Origin of the sequence: Virgibacillus halodenitrificans JCM 12304, assembly GCF_001310895.1 — a bacterium.
Taxonomy (GTDB): Bacteria; Bacillota; Bacilli; order Bacillales; family Amphibacillaceae; genus Virgibacillus_Q; species Virgibacillus_Q halodenitrificans.
The window spans coordinates 1-17,322 of record NZ_BAZS01000006.1; the positions used below are offsets into that span (position 1 = coordinate 1).

Annotated in this window: 13 protein-coding genes and 5 pseudogenes; 13 read left to right on the forward strand and 5 right to left on the reverse strand. The window is 35.8% G+C overall.

The features are described from left to right. The first annotated feature begins 299 nt into the window (after positions 1-299). A pseudogene (locus tag JCM12304_RS04940) lies at positions 300-1,554 on the forward strand (DNA polymerase IV). 65 nt (positions 1,555-1,619) lie between these two features. On the opposite strand, the gene JCM12304_RS04945 reads toward JCM12304_RS04940, so the two are convergent. The 4 genes from JCM12304_RS04945 to JCM12304_RS04960 all read right to left on the reverse strand — a co-directional run bounded on the left by JCM12304_RS04945 (position 1,620) and on the right by JCM12304_RS04960 (position 5,776). Next, positions 1,620-2,990, reverse strand: coding sequence for an aldehyde dehydrogenase (locus tag JCM12304_RS04945; protein WP_060678815.1), 1,371 nt, complete (start codon positions 2,988-2,990; stop codon positions 1,620-1,622). Positions 2,991-3,015: 25 nt separating this feature from the next. Beyond that, positions 3,016-3,930: a ribonuclease Z gene (gene rnz / locus JCM12304_RS04950; RefSeq protein WP_060678817.1), complete on the reverse strand. Its 915-nt coding sequence runs from the start codon at positions 3,928-3,930 to the stop codon at positions 3,016-3,018. 20 nt (positions 3,931-3,950) lie between these two features. Then, positions 3,951-4,967, reverse strand: a complete 1,017-nt coding sequence (gene namA / locus JCM12304_RS04955; protein WP_369813136.1) for an NADPH dehydrogenase NamA — start codon at positions 4,965-4,967, stop codon at positions 3,951-3,953. A gap of 89 nt (positions 4,968-5,056) precedes the next feature. Continuing rightward, positions 5,057-5,776, reverse strand: coding sequence for a glycerophosphodiester phosphodiesterase (locus tag JCM12304_RS04960; RefSeq protein WP_060678821.1), 720 nt, complete (start codon positions 5,774-5,776; stop codon positions 5,057-5,059). A gap of 67 nt (positions 5,777-5,843) precedes the next feature. Between JCM12304_RS04960 and JCM12304_RS04965 the strand changes: the two genes are divergently transcribed. The 4 genes from JCM12304_RS04965 (at position 5,844) to JCM12304_RS04980 (ending at position 9,646) form a co-directional block, all read left to right on the forward strand. Next, positions 5,844-7,466 carry a M20/M25/M40 family metallo-hydrolase gene (locus tag JCM12304_RS04965; RefSeq protein WP_019378305.1) on the forward strand — a complete coding sequence of 541 codons (1,623 nt, stop codon included), beginning with the start codon at positions 5,844-5,846 and terminating at the stop codon, positions 7,464-7,466. A gap of 80 nt (positions 7,467-7,546) precedes the next feature. Next, positions 7,547-8,509: an MBL fold metallo-hydrolase gene (locus JCM12304_RS04970; protein ID WP_060678822.1), complete on the forward strand. Its 963-nt coding sequence runs from the start codon at positions 7,547-7,549 to the stop codon at positions 8,507-8,509. Further along, complete coding sequence (locus tag JCM12304_RS04975) at positions 8,490-9,293, forward strand: SDR family NAD(P)-dependent oxidoreductase (protein WP_060678824.1); 804 nt, start codon at positions 8,490-8,492, stop codon at positions 9,291-9,293. Before JCM12304_RS04970 ends, JCM12304_RS04975 begins: the two co-directional genes overlap by 20 nt. 23 nt (positions 9,294-9,316) lie before the next feature. Next, the gene (locus tag JCM12304_RS04980; RefSeq protein WP_243601648.1) at positions 9,317-9,646 is read left to right on the forward strand and encodes an iron-sulfur cluster biosynthesis family protein; all 330 of its coding nucleotides are present in this window, start codon (positions 9,317-9,319) and stop codon (positions 9,644-9,646) included. A gap of 28 nt (positions 9,647-9,674) precedes the next feature. Here the strand turns inward: JCM12304_RS04980 and JCM12304_RS04985 are convergent, their stop codons facing one another. Then, complete coding sequence (locus tag JCM12304_RS04985) at positions 9,675-10,595, reverse strand: aldo/keto reductase (protein WP_019378309.1); 921 nt, start codon at positions 10,593-10,595, stop codon at positions 9,675-9,677. A 123-nt stretch (positions 10,596-10,718) separates the two neighbouring features. On the opposite strand from JCM12304_RS04985, the gene JCM12304_RS04990 reads away from it, so the two are divergent. The 8 genes and pseudogenes from JCM12304_RS04990 to JCM12304_RS05025 all read left to right on the forward strand — a co-directional run bounded on the left by JCM12304_RS04990 (position 10,719) and on the right by JCM12304_RS05025 (position 17,319). Next, positions 10,719-11,264 (forward strand): NUDIX hydrolase, encoded by a 546-nt coding sequence (locus tag JCM12304_RS04990; RefSeq protein WP_060678962.1) that lies wholly within the window; start codon positions 10,719-10,721, stop codon positions 11,262-11,264. Next, a pseudogene (locus JCM12304_RS04995) lies at positions 11,264-12,432 on the forward strand (endonuclease Q family protein). Before JCM12304_RS04990 ends, JCM12304_RS04995 begins: the two are co-directional and overlap by 1 nt. A 228-nt stretch (positions 12,433-12,660) precedes the next feature. Next, positions 12,661-13,299, forward strand: coding sequence for a stage II sporulation protein M (gene spoIIM, locus JCM12304_RS05000; protein ID WP_060678829.1), 639 nt, complete (start codon positions 12,661-12,663; stop codon positions 13,297-13,299). 108 nt (positions 13,300-13,407) lie between these two features. After that, a pseudogene (fur, locus tag JCM12304_RS05005) lies at positions 13,408-13,859 on the forward strand (ferric iron uptake transcriptional regulator). 234 nt (positions 13,860-14,093) lie between these two features. Then, entirely contained in the window at positions 14,094-14,300 is a 207-nt protein-coding gene (locus JCM12304_RS05010; RefSeq protein WP_019378314.1) for a DUF4227 family protein, read from the forward strand. Between the two features lie 3 nt (positions 14,301-14,303). Then, positions 14,304-15,196: pseudogene (gene xerD / locus JCM12304_RS05015) on the forward strand (site-specific tyrosine recombinase XerD). Positions 15,197-15,311: 115 nt separating this feature from the next. Further along, positions 15,312-16,502 (forward strand): phosphopentomutase, encoded by a 1,191-nt coding sequence (gene deoB / locus JCM12304_RS05020; protein WP_019378316.1) that lies wholly within the window; start codon positions 15,312-15,314, stop codon positions 16,500-16,502. After that, positions 16,502-17,319 (forward strand): annotated as a pseudogene (locus tag JCM12304_RS05025) (purine-nucleoside phosphorylase). Before deoB ends, JCM12304_RS05025 begins: the two are co-directional and overlap by 1 nt. The last annotated feature ends 3 nt before the right edge of the window (positions 17,320-17,322 follow it).

The window sequence follows — 17,322 nt, forward strand, 5'->3', positions numbered from 1 at the left end:
GTAGCGTAGCGGAGGAAGCGGCTGAGGCCATGCCGGCGGAAAGCGTCCGCCTGAAACGGAAATCAATGGGGCACTTCTCCTCAAATATTTTACTGAGCTTTTCATCAATAAAGTTACGTCGCAGTTTCCTCCAACTATGAATAAACAAAATACGTTTGGACCTCAACAATTGCGGTATAATGTTTTGCAAGAGTTAAAGATATCTGTGTCCTTATTATGCACATAGTTTTACAACAAGACGCAGCCACTTTTATTCTGGTACAATAGAGAGTAATGAAGGGTAAAAGGGATGTATACGTATGGTAGTTGAACATCAGAATAAAAGAAGAGTAATATTCCATATTGATATGAATTGTTTTTATGCATCAGTAGAAATGGCTTATGACAGTGATTTAAAAGGAAAGGCTTTAGCGATTGCCGGAAACCCTGAAGAAAGAAAAGGGATTATTGTGACGAGCAGCTATGAAGCCAGAGCTAAAGGTGTAAAAACTACAATGCCACTTTGGCAGGCAAGAAGGTTATGTCCAGAACTTGTAGTGTTAAGGCCAAACTTTGATCGTTATCGATCTGCATCCAAAGCAATGTTTAAAATCCTTTCAGAGATAACCCCGATAGTACAACCAGTCTCCATTGATGAAGGCTATATGGATGTAACGGATTGTGGTCCACCTGAAAAGGCTATTGAACTTGCGGAAAATATTCAAAATCGCATATTACATGAGTTAGACCTTCCTTGTAGTATAGGAATCGCACCAAATAAGTTTTTAGCTAAAATGGCTTCTGATATGAAAAAGCCTATGGGGATTACTGTTCTTAGAAAAAGAGAGTTAAGTACTACTCTTTGGCCACTTCCAATTGAAGAAATGTATGGGGTTGGAAATAAAACCGCTGAAAAATTAAAGAAAATGGAGATACATACAATTGGGGATCTGGCAAAAAAAGATGTTTATGAGTTAAAACAGGTTCTTGGAATTAATGGTGAGCGACTCAACAACAGAGCTAATGGTAATGACAAGAGGAGTGTGGATCCAGACGCCATTTACGATTTTAAGAGTATTGGCAGTTCGCAAACATTACCTCATGATACGATAGAAGAAGAAGAAATTAAAAAATTAATGGTTATTTTGGCAACAAATGTTGAAAGAAGATTAAAAAGAAAGCAAGCAGTAGGGCAAAGTATTCAATTAATGATTCGATATGCAGATCGAAAAACGATAACAAGAAGTAAAAAATTACAAATGTTTATAGAAGATAAAGAAGACATCTTATATTTTGCCAAAGAACTCCTTGAACTTCATTGGAATGAGGAGCCCATTCGTCTCCTTGGAATTACTGTACAGGATATACAAGAAAAACAGAGAATAGCAAAGCAATTAGATCTATTCACATATGAAAAAGAAGCACAAAACGAAAAAGTTGTATACAGCTATTGATCAGTTATCTCAGAAATACGGTAAAGATGTTTTCAAGAGATGGGAAAATTCTATTAGAAAAGAAAAAGAAAATCCAACTACTAGCTTTCAAAAGGATTTTCTGGATGACTATAAACACTAAGAAACCACACATAAAGATAACGTGTGGGTTTCTTAGTGTTTTGTTTACCAGACCGCCAATGGCTCTCAGCTCATAAACTTCTTTACAATAGAGTGGGAAATTTTGCTGCCAGGATAGCGAAATGGCAGATCGAACTTCGTTGTCTGCTTCATAATACTCTTTTTATGGGAAAAAGTTTCAAAGCTGTATTTCCCATGGTATGATCCCATTCCGCTATTTCCAACCCCACCGAAAGGTAAATAAGGATTTCCTAGGTGATAAAACGTATCGTTAATACTTCCTCCCCCGAAGGATAGATACTGGATAACCTGATGGGCCATTTTATCATTTTCCCCAAAATAATAAAGTGCTAGTGGCTTATGGTTATTTTTAATTATCTCTACTGCATTCTCAATTGAACTAAAGGTCAATACAGGAAGAATAGGGCCGAAAATTTCTTCTTGCATGATCGGATCTTCCCATGTAACTTTATCTAAAATGGTTGGTTCGATAGTGAGTGTATCACTGTCTGAAATACCTCCATGAAGTATACTGCCATTAGTTAGTAACTTTTTTAGCCGTTCAAAGTGAAATTGGTTAATGATTCGAGTGTATTCATCATTTCGTAATGGCTGTTTTCCAAACAATTCTTTAATCTGTTTCTTCATTGCTTTCATTAATTTAAATTTAACTTTTTCATGAACATATAAATAATCTGGTGCAACACACGTTTGCCCGGCATTAGTGTATTTTCCCCAGACAATTCTTTTTGCAGCAAGATTAATATTCGCATCTTTATCGACGATTACCGGGCTTTTACCTCCAAGTTCTAACGTAACAGGAGTTAGGTGCTCACTTGCTTTTCTCATAACAATCTTCCCCACAGAAGAACTACCAGTAAAAAATATATAATCAAAACGCTGCTCTAATAATTTCTCACTAATATCTTTATCTCCCTGAATGACCCTAATGAACGAAGGATCGAATGTGTCGCGAATCATCTCCTCCAGCAACGCAGATGTCGCGGTAGCATATTCTGATGGTTTAATAACGACACAATTACCAGCAGCAATTGCACCTATTACTGGTGCTAGAGCTAGTTGTAAAGGGTAATTCCATGGAGCCATAATTAATATTACACCAAACGGTTCCTTCATAATAAGATTTTTGGTCCCTTTATGCGTCATTGGAGCATTTACGCTAATAGGCTCCATCCATTCTTTCAAATGCTTTATAGCAAAGTCAATTTCTGTATAAAGAATACCAAGTTCCGTTGTAAGAACTTCATGTTCGGATTTATTTAAGTCTTCCTTTAAAGCTTGGTAAATGGCACCTTCATAGTTTTTAAGCATGTCCTTCAATTCTTGCAGTTGTTTTTTACGGAAATTAAATTCCAGTGTGTTACCGTTTTTAAAAAAAGTACGTTGGTTAGCTATCATAGATGAATATTGTTCCATTAAAAGCTCTCCCTTTTTTATTTATCTATAAATTTATATGAGTAAAATCATTAGCTATTTCCGTATTAGGGAATATTCTCCTGGCTTCATCAATCAAATTCTCTATATCTTCTGATTGGTACCGAGAGGAAATGTGAGTCAATATTAATTTTGAACAATTACTGGCTTTAGCAAGCCTTGCCGCTTGTTCGGTAGTAGTGTGATAGTATTTTTCTGCAAGATCTTCTAATGCCCCACCAAAAGTAGCTTCATGCACTAAAACATCTGAATTCTTTACAAAATTACTATTAACGTGTGTAAAACGAGTGTCCCCAAGAATGCTAATAACTCTTCCTTTTTTATCTTCACCTAGAAAGTCCTTGCGATAAATATATTGGCCATTGGATAGCTTTATTTTAGTATTTTCCTTAATTTGTTTGTAAATAGGGCCAGGCTTAATACCTATCTCTTTTAATTTGGACACTAACAATTCCCCGGGTTTATCTTTTTCTATAATTCGGAATCCAAAGCTAGGAAGACCATGATCAAGATGTTTTGTTTCCACAACAAATTGATCATTCTCAAATAGCTTGCCCTCCGACAGCTCTACGATATTAATTGGATAAGTAAGATGTGTGCCGCTAAGTTGTAAAGATGTGTTGACATACTCTTTAATACCATGAGGTCCATAGATAGTGAGTAATTCTTCACCGCCTTGAAAGGATCTGCTACTTAGTAAGCCAGGTAAACCAAAAATATGGTCCCCATGTAAATGTGTAATGAAAATTTTATTTATTTTCTTAAGTTTTATTGAGGTGCGCAGAATTTGGTGCTGTGTAGCCTCACCACAATCAAAAAGCCAAATATTATTTTGTTCCTGTAATAAAGTAAGTGCAACTGAAGAGACGTTGCGTTCTTTAGAGGGAAGCCCTGCACCTGTTCCAAGAAAGATTAATTCCATAAATTGAACCTCCGTTTTACTTAAAACCAACCGCGTTTATATTGTTGCGGTGCTTCTATCTCATAATTGATTTCATCAGCAGCTGTTTTTGCCCAATATGGATTGCGAAGTAAAGCTCTACCGATAAAGATAAGATTTGCACGTTCGTTTTGAAGAATTTCTTCTGCCTGTAAGCCAGTTGTAATCAGTCCAACAGCCCCTGTTTTTATATTAGCTTTTTGTTTAATAAATTCACAGCGTTTTAATTGGTAGCCTGGGTATGTATGGATTTTAGCAGGAATTACACCACCTGAACTACAATCGATTAGATCAACACCTTGCTCCTTTAACATATTTGAAAAATATATAATGTCAGCAAGTGAGTTTCCCTCCTCATTATATTCGTCTGTAGAAAGCCTGACAAAGATAGGACCTTCCCAAACTTCTTTTATAGCTGTGACAATTTCTCTTAATAGTCGATATCTGTTCGCTCTAGTGCCACCATAATTGTCTGTTCTTTTATTTGTTAGGGGGGATAGAAACTGATTAATTAAATAGCCATGGGCTGCATGTATTTCTATAATATCAAAATTAGCTTTATCAGCTCTAATCGCAGCATCGCGAAATGCAGATACCACTTCATTAATATTTTGCCATGTCATTTGCTGTGGCTTTTTATATGACTCATCAAAAGCAAGCGTCGAGGCTGAATATATGGGAGTATCTACTTGTGCTTTCCTGCCAGCATGCGCAAGCTGGATAGCAGATTTACTTCCTGCTTGGTGAATTTGATTATTTAAATCGGTTAAACCTGCAACTTGCTCATTATTCCAGATCCCTAGGTCTTGAGGAGAAATACGCCCTTCTGGTAACACAGCAGCAGCTTCTGTCATTACTAAACCCACTTGACCCATCGCTCTTGAGACATAATGAGTGACATGAAAGGGTGTAATCATACCGTCTTCATTGAAGCAGGAATACATGCACATGGGAGACATAACAATTCGGTTCTTTAGACTGATTTTTTTAAAATTAATTGGTGAGAATAACTTTGTCATTATTCATTCCTCCTGTTAGATAGTTAGTAGTAAATTTTTCTAAGTAAATCTTAAATCTTTAAGTAACTTATAAGCAGTATTTATGCTTTTTATAAATGGCTTAGTGCAATGTTCGGTACATCCGTAATAACTCCATTAACCTCAAGGTCCAAACAACGCTTTATTTGTCTAGGATGATTTACAGTATAAACTCTAACTTGTAACCCTTGCCGTTTACATTGTTGAACAAGTGAGTTTGATAATAACCGGTATTTTATATGAATGGCGTTTGCACCGAGTTCTTTAGCATAGGTGATAAGCTGCTTTTTTCTCCTGGAACGTAATAATGCACAATTTAGATGTTGAGAGATCTTCCTTAAGCGTTCTACACTGTTTGGATTAAAGGTAGATAGTATGGTACGATCAAGTAAATCATAGGAATAGAGCAAATCATACACAATGGACTCCATATTCTTATAATCTATTTTATTGTTTTTTAATTCTATATTTAAAGTAAGAGGCTTTCCACCGAACCATTTGAGGAACTCTTCTAGAGAGGGGACGGTGGCACCTGCAAACTCTGTATTGAACCAAGCACCGGCATCCAGTTGTTTCAGCTGTTGAAATGTATAGTCCTTAACATAACCCTTTCCATTCGTTGTACGATTAACGCGTTCATCGTGAATAAGGACGGGGATGTTATCTTTTGTGAGCTGAACATCTGTTTCTATGCCTTGAGCACCTTGTTGAAAGGCTAATTGAAACGCAGCCATTGTATTTTCAGGTGCCAAAAGACTTGAGCCACGATGAGCATAAATTTCTGTTTTCAATGAATTCACCTCTCTTATGATTGTGTTTTATTTAGTTATAAAAGTCAATTTGTACAGGAGGATTATGATGAATAGTTGGCAATCAAAGGAACAATTAACTGAATTACTTTCTTCACTTGCTCACTACCAAAGTGTAACAGGTACAAATGCGGAAATAGCTTTGGCAGAATATCTCCATCATTTATTAGCGGAAAAGACTTATTTCCAAAAAAACTCCGATCACTTAAATCTACACCCTTTGGACGATGGCAGGCATTTGTTAACTGCTCTTGTTAAAGGAGCTTCTAATACAAAAGAAACAATAATTTTGCTAAGCCATTTCGATGTCGTTGGAACAGAGGATTATGGATCGTTAGAAAATTTAGCATTCCGTCCAAAGGAACTTACGAAGGAAATGAATAAGATTTACGATCAATTACCTTTACAAGTACAAAAAGATCTTAAACAGGGAGAATGGCTGTTTGGCAGAGGGACAATGGATATGAAAGCAGGATTATCCATTCATTTATCTATGCTTGAAAGGGCTATGAATGGTGAGTTTAATGGCAACATTTTACTTCTTACTGTTCCCGATGAGGAAGTGAACTCAAAAGGTATGTTAACTGCATTACCAGTTTTAAATCAGTTAAAAGAAAGGGAAAACCTTGAATTTAATGCCTGCCTAAACGGAGAGCCGATGTTTAGTAAGTATCCTGGTGATCCATCTTATTATGTGTATACTGGTTCAATCGGTAAGGTGCTTCCCGGTTTTTATTGTTATGGCAAAGAGTCCCATGTAGGAGAGCCTTTCTCCGGAATAAATCCGAATCTTATGAATAGCTTTCTATCCCAGCAGCTTGAATTAAACGAATCATTTATTGAGAAAGCAGGAGATGAAGTAACTCCACCACCTGTAAGTCTTATGCAGCGAGATTTGAAAGAGGAATATTCTGTGCAAACTCCGCAAGCTGCTGTTTCTATGTATAATGTTTTGTACCTTCAGCAATCTTTTAACGATATAAATGAAAAATTACTTGAAAGCGCAAAAAAAGCTGCGAAAAATATAGAAACACATGTTAATGAAAAAGCTGAAAAGTATGCTGATATGGCATCTGATTTTACCATGTCTTACTCAAAAGTGCATGTAATGATGTATGAAGAACTATACAATGAAGCGGTTAAGCGGTTTGGCCAAGATGAAATTGATAGAATACAAAATTTATTGGTAAATCAGAGAGAACAAGGCGACAGGGATTTTTCTACATTACTTGTTCAAGAGTTGGCAGCAATGTGTAAAGATCTCACACCGTTAATAGTTTTATTTTACAGCCCTCCATTTTATCCAGCGGTATCTTCCCATCAAGATAAGTATATTAGTCGGGTTATGGATTATGTGAAGGAATACGTAGCTGACAAGTATGGCCTGTCCTTGACTGTGTCCGAATTTTTTACTGGTTTGTCCGATTTGAGTTTTATTGGCCCGGTATCCTCCAAAGGGAAGTTGGATCAGTTAACAGTCAATATGCCATTGCAAAATCATGGGTTCACTTTTCCAAGTGATATTATGGAAAAACTAACGATGCCTATTTTAAATATTGGTCCTCTTGGAAAGGACGCGCATCAGTGGACAGAACGGCTAGAATTATCGTACAGCTTTGAAGTATTACCGGAAATTGTGTCGGAGGCAATAAAACAATTATTAAAAAAGTAGCATAATACTGTGACAATCTCTTTAAAAAGATGTAAGATTAATATAAAAATGAATGGATGTTCAGTTTTGGGGGATTCTAAATGAAAGTTATTAATAAGGATATTAGTCAAATCACCCTTCCCACTCCTTTTGCAGTGGGGGATACACATGTATATCTTTTGAAGGGAGATACATTGTCATTAGTAGATGCTGGTGTAAAAACAAAGGAAGCGTGGGAAGCACTGACGAGTCAGTTAAAGCAATTAAACTATTCACCAAATGATATAGAGCAAATTATATTAACTCATCACCATCCTGACCATATAGGGCTAATTGAAGAATTTCCACGGGTGAGAAGTATTGTAGGACACAGATATATAAATCCCTTTTTAATTAGGGACGAAGGTTTTATTGACAATTATATTGAATTCTTTAAAACTTGTTTTCATGTGAATGGGGTTCCCGACTCTTTTCAATCTGAAATGGAGAAGGAGCGGATAGCCTTTGAGTATTTTGGTCGAGGGCAGTTAACTGAATTTATTGATGAAGGACAAAATCTACCAGGACATGAAGATTGGAGTGTTATTGAAACAAAGGGACACGCACAGAGTCATTTATCTTTTCTAAGAGAACAAGACGGCATGTTTATAGGGGGAGACCATCTTTTACAGCGTATCTCTCCTAATCCACTCATTGAACCACCATATGAAGGGCAAAACGACCGTTCTAAATCTTTACTGCAGTTTAGGTCGAATTTAATTAAATGCAAAGAGGCAAGTATTCGAACTGTTTTGCCAGGCCATGGTCCTGTATTTTCTAATGTAGATGAAGTAGTAGAACATCAATTATCGAGGCAGGAACAGCGAGCAGATAAAGTTTACCAATATCTAAAAAAGGAGTCCGCTTCTCCCTATCAAATATGTAAGCAGCTATTCCCAAAACAATATGAAAAGCAGATTGGTTTAACTATGTCAGAAACTATCGGGCAGCTTGATTATTTAGAAAATGAAGGTTTAATTGAAAAAGACTTAGTCAATGGACAATATGTATATGAAACAAAATAAATTAACAAATAAAAAAATTATTGTCACAGGCGCTTCAAGCGGAATCGGAGAACAAATTGCCAGACATGTTGCTTTAAATGGTGGGATTCCTATTTTGTTGGCAAGGTCTAAGGAGAAACTGGATAATTTACAGCACTCTATTAAGAGGGATTACCATATTAATAGTCCTGTATATCAAATTAATTTAATTGACGTCCAAGAAGTAAAAAAGCTTGCGGACAGAATTATTAAAGAGCAAGAACAAGTACATGGTTTAATTAATAACGCAGGCTTAGGATACTTTAAATATATTATAGATACTAGTTGGCAGGAAACAGAGGAAATGCTATTTTTAAATGTTAATTCGGTTATCAAGCTTACTCAACTATTTTTACCTCACTTTATTGAATATGGTCAAGGACATATTATTAATATCGCATCCCAGGCAGGAAAAATTGCCACACCTAAATCTGCAGTTTATGCAGCAACAAAACATGCTGTAATCGGATATACCAATGGTCTGCGATTAGAAACAAAAGCTCACCATGTCTATGTAACATCTATTAACTTAGGCCCTGTTAAGACGAATTTTTTTAGGAAGGCTGATCCGGAAGGGAATTATCAGAAGAGTGTAGAAAAGTACATGCTAGATCCGGATTATGTAGCAGGCAGGGTCGTTGGTGTTTTATTTAAACGTAAACGGGAAATAAACCTACCAGTATGGATGGAGATGGGGAGTAAACTATATCAATTATTTCCAGGGCTTATGGAAAGACTATTAAAAAAGCAGTTTAATAAAAAGTAAGAAAATAAAGTACTGGGAGGGCCATGAGGTTGAAACTAGAAATTAGTCCAGTAGCTAAGAAGAAACTAAAGGAAATAAATACAATGAATTTTCCTTATTTACTGCTATGGTATGATACGGAAGGTTGCGGTTGCGGAGTTAATGGGATTCCGATGATTCGCTTTGTTGATCGTCTCCCCAATAATTATATTGTAGTAGAAAATGAAGAATACAAGACTGTAATGGAAGAGCAGCAAGCAACATTTTTTTCTGATGAGATGAAATTAACTGTTGTGAATGGGATGTTTCGATTATCTAGTCCGGAAGGTATATTGAATCCTTTTTTGCCGGATAGAAGGGTTTTTAATGGCTAAGCAATGAAGGGGGATCCCCTTCGTTGCTTTATCTATGAGCGTTATATTGAATTGGCTTGCTTATTTGCCTAATCTTTGAGTATAACTCATCAGATAATGGCTCTTTATTATAGTTCGCAATATTCTCTTTAACTTGCTCAACTGAGCTTGCACCAAATACTGCGCTTGCTATGGCAGGGTTTTTTAGTGTATATTTTAGTGCCATTTCGTTTAAAGTGAAATCCTCATCACAAAGTGTAGCCAAGTTTTTATTTATATCTGTAAGTTCTTTAAAGCTATAATCAAGAAAGCCTTCTTTGCCTTTTCGGGCGATCACATTAGCTGAATGATTACTTAGCATTCCCTTGGCAAGTGGGCCTCTTGCCAAAACACTAATGTTGTTGGAGTGGAGCAGGTCGAGTATTTCTTCCTCTGGCCTTCGGTCGAGAATGTTATACTGCATCATAACAGCATCTATATTGGAATGTTTTACGTATTCTTTTATAACATTAGGACGTATGGATGATATACCATAAGCTCTAATCAACCCTTCTCTTTTTAAAATCTCAAAGGCTTCGATTGTTTCATCAATTGGATCCTCAATTGTACCTCCATGGAGCATATAAAAATCAATGTAATCTGTTTGCAATCGCTTCAGACTATCTTTCAATCCTTCAGTAATATGCTTTTTTGAAGGGTCCCAATACCAGTTCTTGTCTTCCTTATTAAAATTATTCCCAACTTTTGATGTCAGAATGATCTGCTCACGTTTTTCTTTAATAGCTTTACCTACTACTTCTTCATTTTTTCCAAAATCATATAAGTCAGCAGTATCTAAATGGTTAATATTATGTTCCAGTGCATAGTCAATAATATTCCCTGCTTGTTTCTGATCCTTACCAAGTGACATACAGCCGAGTGTTAGTTCTGATACATGCAATTCGGAATTGCCTAACCGGTTTTTTTGCATAATAAATACCTCCAATCCTAACTATTATTGTAGGAATTAATATAAAGAAATACAACTATTTTTTATTGGGTATATATAAGTATGCTAGAATGAAATAAAAAGAGATATAAAAGGATGATTGAGATGGATAAATTTACTGAAAACACGATAGAATCCAAAACAATTTATGATGGGAAGGTTGTTCACTTGAAGGTGGATGACGTTACTTTACCTAATGGAAAAACGGCTAAAAGAGAAATTATTAATCACACAGGAGCCGTTGCAGTAATCGCAATTACTGAGGAAAATAAGATAGTTTTTGTAGAGCAGTATCGTAAACCCTTGGAAAAATCACTTATTGAACTTCCGGCAGGAAAACTTGAAAAAGGCGAAAAGCCAGAGCTTACTGGCATTCGTGAATTGGAAGAAGAAACAGGATATACAACAAATAATCTCTCACTTGTTACATCATTTTATACTTCTCCCGGCTTTGCGGATGAATTGATGTATATTTATATAACTGATGAAATAAAAAAAATAGAAAATCCTCCAGCAGGAGATGAAGATGAATTTGTGGAAATACTTGAGCTTAGCTTAGATGAAGCAAAGAAATATGTAGAAGAAGAGCGTATCCATGATGCAAAAACAAACTATGCAATTTTATATTTGCATGCTTTGGGGAGATTTTGATGCTTACACCTTATTTTGCAGATATGCACATTCACGTAGGTAGAGATATATATGGGAAGCCAGTGAAAATAACAGGGTCCAAAAATCTTACACTTACAAATATATTAAAAGAATCAAGCCGTAATAAGGGTATTGACATGGTAGGAGTAATTGATAGCCATGCTCCTGCTGTACAGCAGGAAATTAAAAACCTGATAAGTGAAGGAAAAGCATATGAATTGACAGATGGTGGTATCCAATTTGAAGAAGTTACTTTATTACTTGGTTCAGAAATAGAGGTGTATGATGATAATTGTTTAGGGCCAATTCATGTTCTTTGTTTCCTTCCTACTTTGGAAAAAATCAGCCTTTTTTCTGAATGGCTTACAACCAAAATGAAGAACATTACATTAAGCTCTCAAAGATATTACGGAACAGCCAAGGAATTACAGTATAAAGTAAAAGAACTGGAAGGTATATTTATCCCCGCCCACATATTTACTCCGTTTAAAAGTTTATATGGTAAAGGGGTAAGAGAATCGTTGGAGGAAGTACTCGATCCAGATTTAATTGATGGTGTTGAGTTGGGGTTAAGCTCTGATACAGAAATGGCTGATCAAATTAAGGAACTACATGCTTATACATTTTTAACTAATTCGGATGCACACTCTCTAGCAAAAATAGCTAGAGAATATCAGGAGATTAAAATGGACAAACCGTCATTTAAAGAATTTCTGTGGGCTTTACACCAATTAGAAGGTAGGAAGGTTACTAAAAATTTTGGTATGAACCACAGTTGGGAAAATATCATACTACAGTTTGCAACAAATGCTTTTCGAAATTACCTTCTGATACCATAGAGTGCCCGGTTTGTGGTTCTAAAAAGATTATTAAAGGCGTGTTTGATCGGATTCAGGAACTAAAACAAGATAGTAATTTTAAAAGGGAGCGGCCACCTTATTTATACCAAGTGCCATTAGAATATCTGCCTGCTTTAGGAAAAAGGACGTTTGAGAAACTTTTAGATCAGTTTGCAACCGAAATGAATATTATCCACCATGTTTCATTTGAAGAATTGGTGAAGATAGTTCCTGAAAAGCTTGCACACTATATTATACAGATGCGCGAAGGTAAGTTGGAAATAGAAGCTGGGGGCGGAGGCAAATACGGAAGTGTAAAATCCAAATAGCCGTGGTATAGAACTCAACTTACTAATAAATAGATCCTTTTTCATATTTTCGGTAACAGGTGGAGCATCTGCTCGTTTGCTATTGCAGTATCTTCTTTGCGCCGTGTTGCGATGGGTTCAGAATAAATTTATATGAAAAGATAGGAAAAAGATAGAGAACTTGGTATTTTACTTCGGGATCCTTCATAGATTTCTACTATAGTCGTATTTATTGAATGGAGGATTCCGATGTACAAAAATAAATCTCTCATAGTAGTCGATCATGTCAAAGAAAATGCCACTGTTTATCTATTTATGATCATTTTGTTTCTTACCGGAATCGTTTTTGGAGCTATCCTGGTTAATAGTATGAATTTCATTCAAAAACAGGAATTGTTTTTTTATTTAGAGAGGTTTTTTGGCCAAATAATAGGTCAACAAGATATTAAAAATGTAGATATATTAAAAAGCAGCTTTTTATATCACAGTAAGTACTTATTATTACTATTTATATTGGGTTTATCTGTTATCGGATTACCAATTGTTTGGGTATTACTGTTTATTAAAGGACTGGTAGTGGGGTTTTCGATTGGCTTTATTGTTAACCAACTAGGATTTAAAGGACTCTTATTAGCTTCTTTGTCAATTGCTCCTCAAAACATTATAATTATTCCAATATATATTACTGCAGGCAGTTTGGCGATGATATTCTCGCTCAAATTGTTAAACAAGTTATTTGCACGTAAGATTTCTCAGCCTGTTTTTCAACCATTCGGAAGATATTTCATAACATTTGCTTTTCTTTTATTATTTTCTTTTATAGCTGCATTACTGGAAGCTTTTGTGGCTAATGAAACAATGGAGCTTCTAATAAAATCATTTTACTAATAACAGTTATTATATTATAATTATTATAAATACAAAGTAGTATTTTGTTTTGACACTTTTTTCATTCATGCATATAATGAAGATGGGCACACGAGGGAGGTAAATGCCATGGAACATCGAATAGATAATATAAAGAAGCAGCTCCACGCACAGAGTTATAAACTTACGCCTCAGAGAGAAGCAACTGTTAGAGTGCTGCTAGAACGTGAAGAAGATCATTTAAGTGCTGAAGATATTTTTTTATTGGTAAAAGAAAAGGCACCTGAAATAGGGTTAGCAACAGTATACCGTACACTGGAATTATTATCTGAGTTAAAAATCGTGGATAAAATAAATTTCGGTGATGGCGTCTCTCGATATGATCTGAGAAAAGAAGGTGCTGAACATTTTCATCATCACCTTGTATGTATAGAATGTGGTTCAGTTGAAGAAATAGTGGAAGATTTGCTGAAAGATGTAGAAAAAATTGTAGAAAATGATTGGCAGTTTCAAGTTAAAGATCATAGCTTACTTTTCACGGAGTGTGCAAACAATGCCAAAAGATAACCATAAAATCTTAACATAGACTAACCTTTTTCAGCTGAAAAAAGGTTTTTTTATTTTTACATAAAGTTAGTTTTATATACCCATTGCTTAAAATATAAATTACAAAAATCCTTTTCTTCATAATAATTTACAAATCAATAGAAAAAGGTTACATTTAAAGTGTACTGAATAACTAGTTATATGTATAATATGATCCATTTCTGGCATATCTTTTAGTAGGATTTAAATTCTGAATAAGGAGATATGACATGAAACAGATCATTAGTGAGATACTAAAAGTTTTTATCATTTTTACTGCCTGCACTTTTTTATTTTATTTTGGTTTACGTTATATGCACGATGAATATGAACAAATTCATCGGTATGATCCACCAGAAGGTCCAGCTGTAAAGGTGTCAAACACAGAGGATCGGTTTATCGACCGTTTGAATATTTTCTTTCGTTTAGGAGAATAGACTATGCTTAAGGATACTGTTTCAGATTTTCTTCATTATCTGCAAATTGAAAGAGGCTTGTCTGAGAATACGTTAATTTCATATAAACGTGATCTTACTCAGTATATAAACTATCTTAGCAAGGTAGAGTTAAAATCTGATTGGGCAACAGTTCACCGCAATGATATTATTGCGTTCCTTCAAATGTTAAAAGATGCAGGTAAATCAGCGGCGAGTATTGCAAGGTACACTTCATCAATTAGATCCTTTCATCAGTTTTTAATCCGCGAACAACTTGTACAGCAAGATGCGAGTTTACATATTGAATCACCAAGAAAAGAAAGAAAACTGCCGGATGTGCTGAGCGAAAAAGACATAGATTCACTGTTGTCTATTTCTGGTGAAAAACCCTTGGAACTCAGAAATAAAGCAATGCTTGAGTTATTATACGCAACGGGTTTGCGTGTTAGCGAGATGATTAATTTAAAAGTAAGTGACCTGCATTTAACTATGGGCTTTGTTCAGTGTGTTGGAAAGGGAAATAAAGAAAGGATCGTCCCACTAGGCGATATAGCCATAAAGTCCCTTGAAGAATACATTAGAAAGGGAAGATCAATATTAGGGAAAAATAATAAGGATGGGAATGTGTTGTTCCTTAATCAGCATGGCAGACCTCTCACACGACAGGGTTTTTGGAAGATACTTAAAGCAAATGCTAATCGTGCTGGTATCCAAAAAAAGATTACGCCACATACTTTGCGACATTCCTTTGCGACACATTTATTAGAGAATGGAGCCGATCTGAGAGTTGTTCAGGAAATGCTAGGCCATGTTGACATTTCAACTACTCAAATTTATACACATGTCACCAAGATAGATTAAAAGATATTTATACAGCCTATCATCCTAGGGCATAATCTTTTAATTATAGTTGTCTGACATCCTACAAGTTGTTGTTTCGTTCAGTAGTCTTAGAATACTGGACATATTATATCTAGGAAATGGGAATACAATTTATGGGAGGTTTTAGGTATGAAAAAATTTAATCGTGTATTTTTAATTGTTATGGATTCTGTTGGAATTGGTGAAGCACCGGATGCGGCTGAATTCAACGATTTAGGTGCAGATACATTAGGACATATTGCAGAACATATGAAAGGACTTAAAATGCCTAATATGGGGAAGCTTGGATTAAGTAATATTCGAGAAATTCAAGGAATAAAAAAGGCAGAAAGACCGTTGGCGTATTATACAAAAATGCAAGAGGCTTCAAATGGCAAGGATACGATGACAGGTCATTGGGAAATAATGGGTTTATATATAGAACAGCCATTTCGTACATTTCCTGATGGCTTTCCAGATGAGTTAATCCAAGAGTTAGAAAAAAAATCCGGACGGAAAATAATTGGAAATAAACCTGCTTCCGGTACGGAAATTATTGAAGAACTTGGCCAGGAGCATATGGAAACCGGAGCCTTAATTGTTTACACTTCTGCCGACTCTGTACTGCAAATAGCTGCACATGAAGACATTGTTCCTATTGAGGAACAATATCGTATATGTGAAATGGCGCGTGAGTTAACTCTCGATGAAAAATATATGGTTGGTCGTGTAATCGCACGTCCATTTGTTGGTGATCCTGGTTCTTTTCAACGGACAGCTAATCGTCATGACTATGCTTTAAAGCCGTTTGGAAGAACGGTAATGAATGAATTAAAGGATGAAAACTATGATGTAATTGCCCTAGGAAAAATTTCCGATATTTATGATGGGGAAGGGGTTACTGAAGCTATTAGAACCATTGATAACGAGGATGGTATGACTAAGCTTGTAGATACAATGTCAAAAGATTTTAAAGGAATCAGCTTTTTGAATTTAGTGGATTTTGATGCGAAGTACGGCCATCGACGTGATCCCAAGGGATATGGTGATGCATTAGAAGCATTTGATGCCCGCTTACCTGAAGTGTTAGAAAGATTGCAAGAGGATGATTTACTGCTTATTACTGCAGACCATGGTAATGACCCAATTCATCACGGTACGGATCATACACGAGAATACGTTCCTTTAATTGCTTATCATACAGGTATAGAAGAAGGGAAAGAATTGCCTATTAGTAAAACTTTTGCTGATATTGGGGCAACAATCTCTGATAATTTTAACGTGAAGCTGCCATCTTACGGTAAAAGCTTGTTAAACCAATTAGGAAGGGAAGATGCTTAATGATTCCATCATCAATTAAAGAAGCGAGTGCTTATATTTCAGGGAAATTAGATACTACTCCTAAAATCGGGTTGATTCTAGGTTCGGGCTTAGGAGTGTTAGCTGAAGAAATTGAAGAAGCTATTGATATTTCATATGAAGATATTCCAGGTTTTCCTGTATCCACTGTGGAAGGCATAAAGGCCAATTAGTTATAGGTAAACTTCAAGGTAAAGAGGTACTAGCTATGCAAGGGCGTTTTCATTACTATGAAGGTTACTCTATGCAGCAGGTTACATTCCCTGTAAGAGTAATGAAACAACTTGGAATAGAAACTATTATTGTTACAAATGCAGCTGGTGGAATAAACGAAAAGTTTCAACCTGGAGATCTAATGGTAATTACTGACCATATTAATAACATGGGTGATAATCCTTTAATTGGAAAAAATGAAGAGCAGTTGGGGCCTCGTTTTCCAGATATGTCTCAGGTCTACGACAAATCGTATATACGTTTAGCGAAGGAATGTGCCGAAGATTTAGATTTGCAAGTACAAGAAGGAGTATATGTAGGTAACACTGGTCCAACATATGAGACTCCTGCAGAAATTAGAATGTTACGTTCATGGGGAGGGGATGCAGTAGGAATGTCTACAGTCCCTGAAGTAACAGTAGCAGGACATGCAGGATTACGTGTGTTAGGTGTTTCTTGTATTTCAAATATGGCAGCTGGTATACTGGATCAACCTTTAACGCATGAGGAAGTTATTGAAACAACTCAAAGAGTCCGTGATGACTTTTTAAGGTTTATTAAAAAAATAATCAGTACTTTACCATAATAC

Coding starts and splice junctions, on each gene's coding strand:
- spoIIM (WP_060678829.1), top strand. CDS start 12,661: ATGTACAAAAATAAATCTCTCATAGTAGTCGATCATGTCAAAGAAAAT.
- rnz (WP_060678817.1), bottom strand. CDS start 3,930: ATGGAATTAATCTTTCTTGGAACAGGTGCAGGGCTTCCCTCTAAAGAA.
- JCM12304_RS04985 (WP_019378309.1), bottom strand. CDS start 10,595: ATGCAAAAAAACCGGTTAGGCAATTCCGAATTGCATGTATCAGAACTA.
- deoB (WP_019378316.1), top strand. CDS start 15,312: ATGAAAAAATTTAATCGTGTATTTTTAATTGTTATGGATTCTGTTGGA.
- JCM12304_RS04980 (WP_243601648.1), top strand. CDS start 9,317: ATGAGGTTGAAACTAGAAATTAGTCCAGTAGCTAAGAAGAAACTAAAG.
- JCM12304_RS05010 (WP_019378314.1), top strand. CDS start 14,094: ATGAAACAGATCATTAGTGAGATACTAAAAGTTTTTATCATTTTTACT.
- JCM12304_RS04975 (WP_060678824.1), top strand. CDS start 8,490: ATGTATATGAAACAAAATAAATTAACAAATAAAAAAATTATTGTCACA.
- namA (WP_369813136.1), bottom strand. CDS start 4,967: ATGACAAAGTTATTCTCACCAATTAATTTTAAAAAAATCAGTCTAAAG.
- JCM12304_RS04990 (WP_060678962.1), top strand. CDS start 10,719: ATGGATAAATTTACTGAAAACACGATAGAATCCAAAACAATTTATGAT.
- JCM12304_RS04945 (WP_060678815.1), bottom strand. CDS start 2,990: ATGGAACAATATTCATCTATGATAGCTAACCAACGTACTTTTTTTAAA.
- JCM12304_RS04965 (WP_019378305.1), top strand. CDS start 5,844: ATGAATAGTTGGCAATCAAAGGAACAATTAACTGAATTACTTTCTTCA.
- JCM12304_RS04970 (WP_060678822.1), top strand. CDS start 7,547: ATGAAAGTTATTAATAAGGATATTAGTCAAATCACCCTTCCCACTCCT.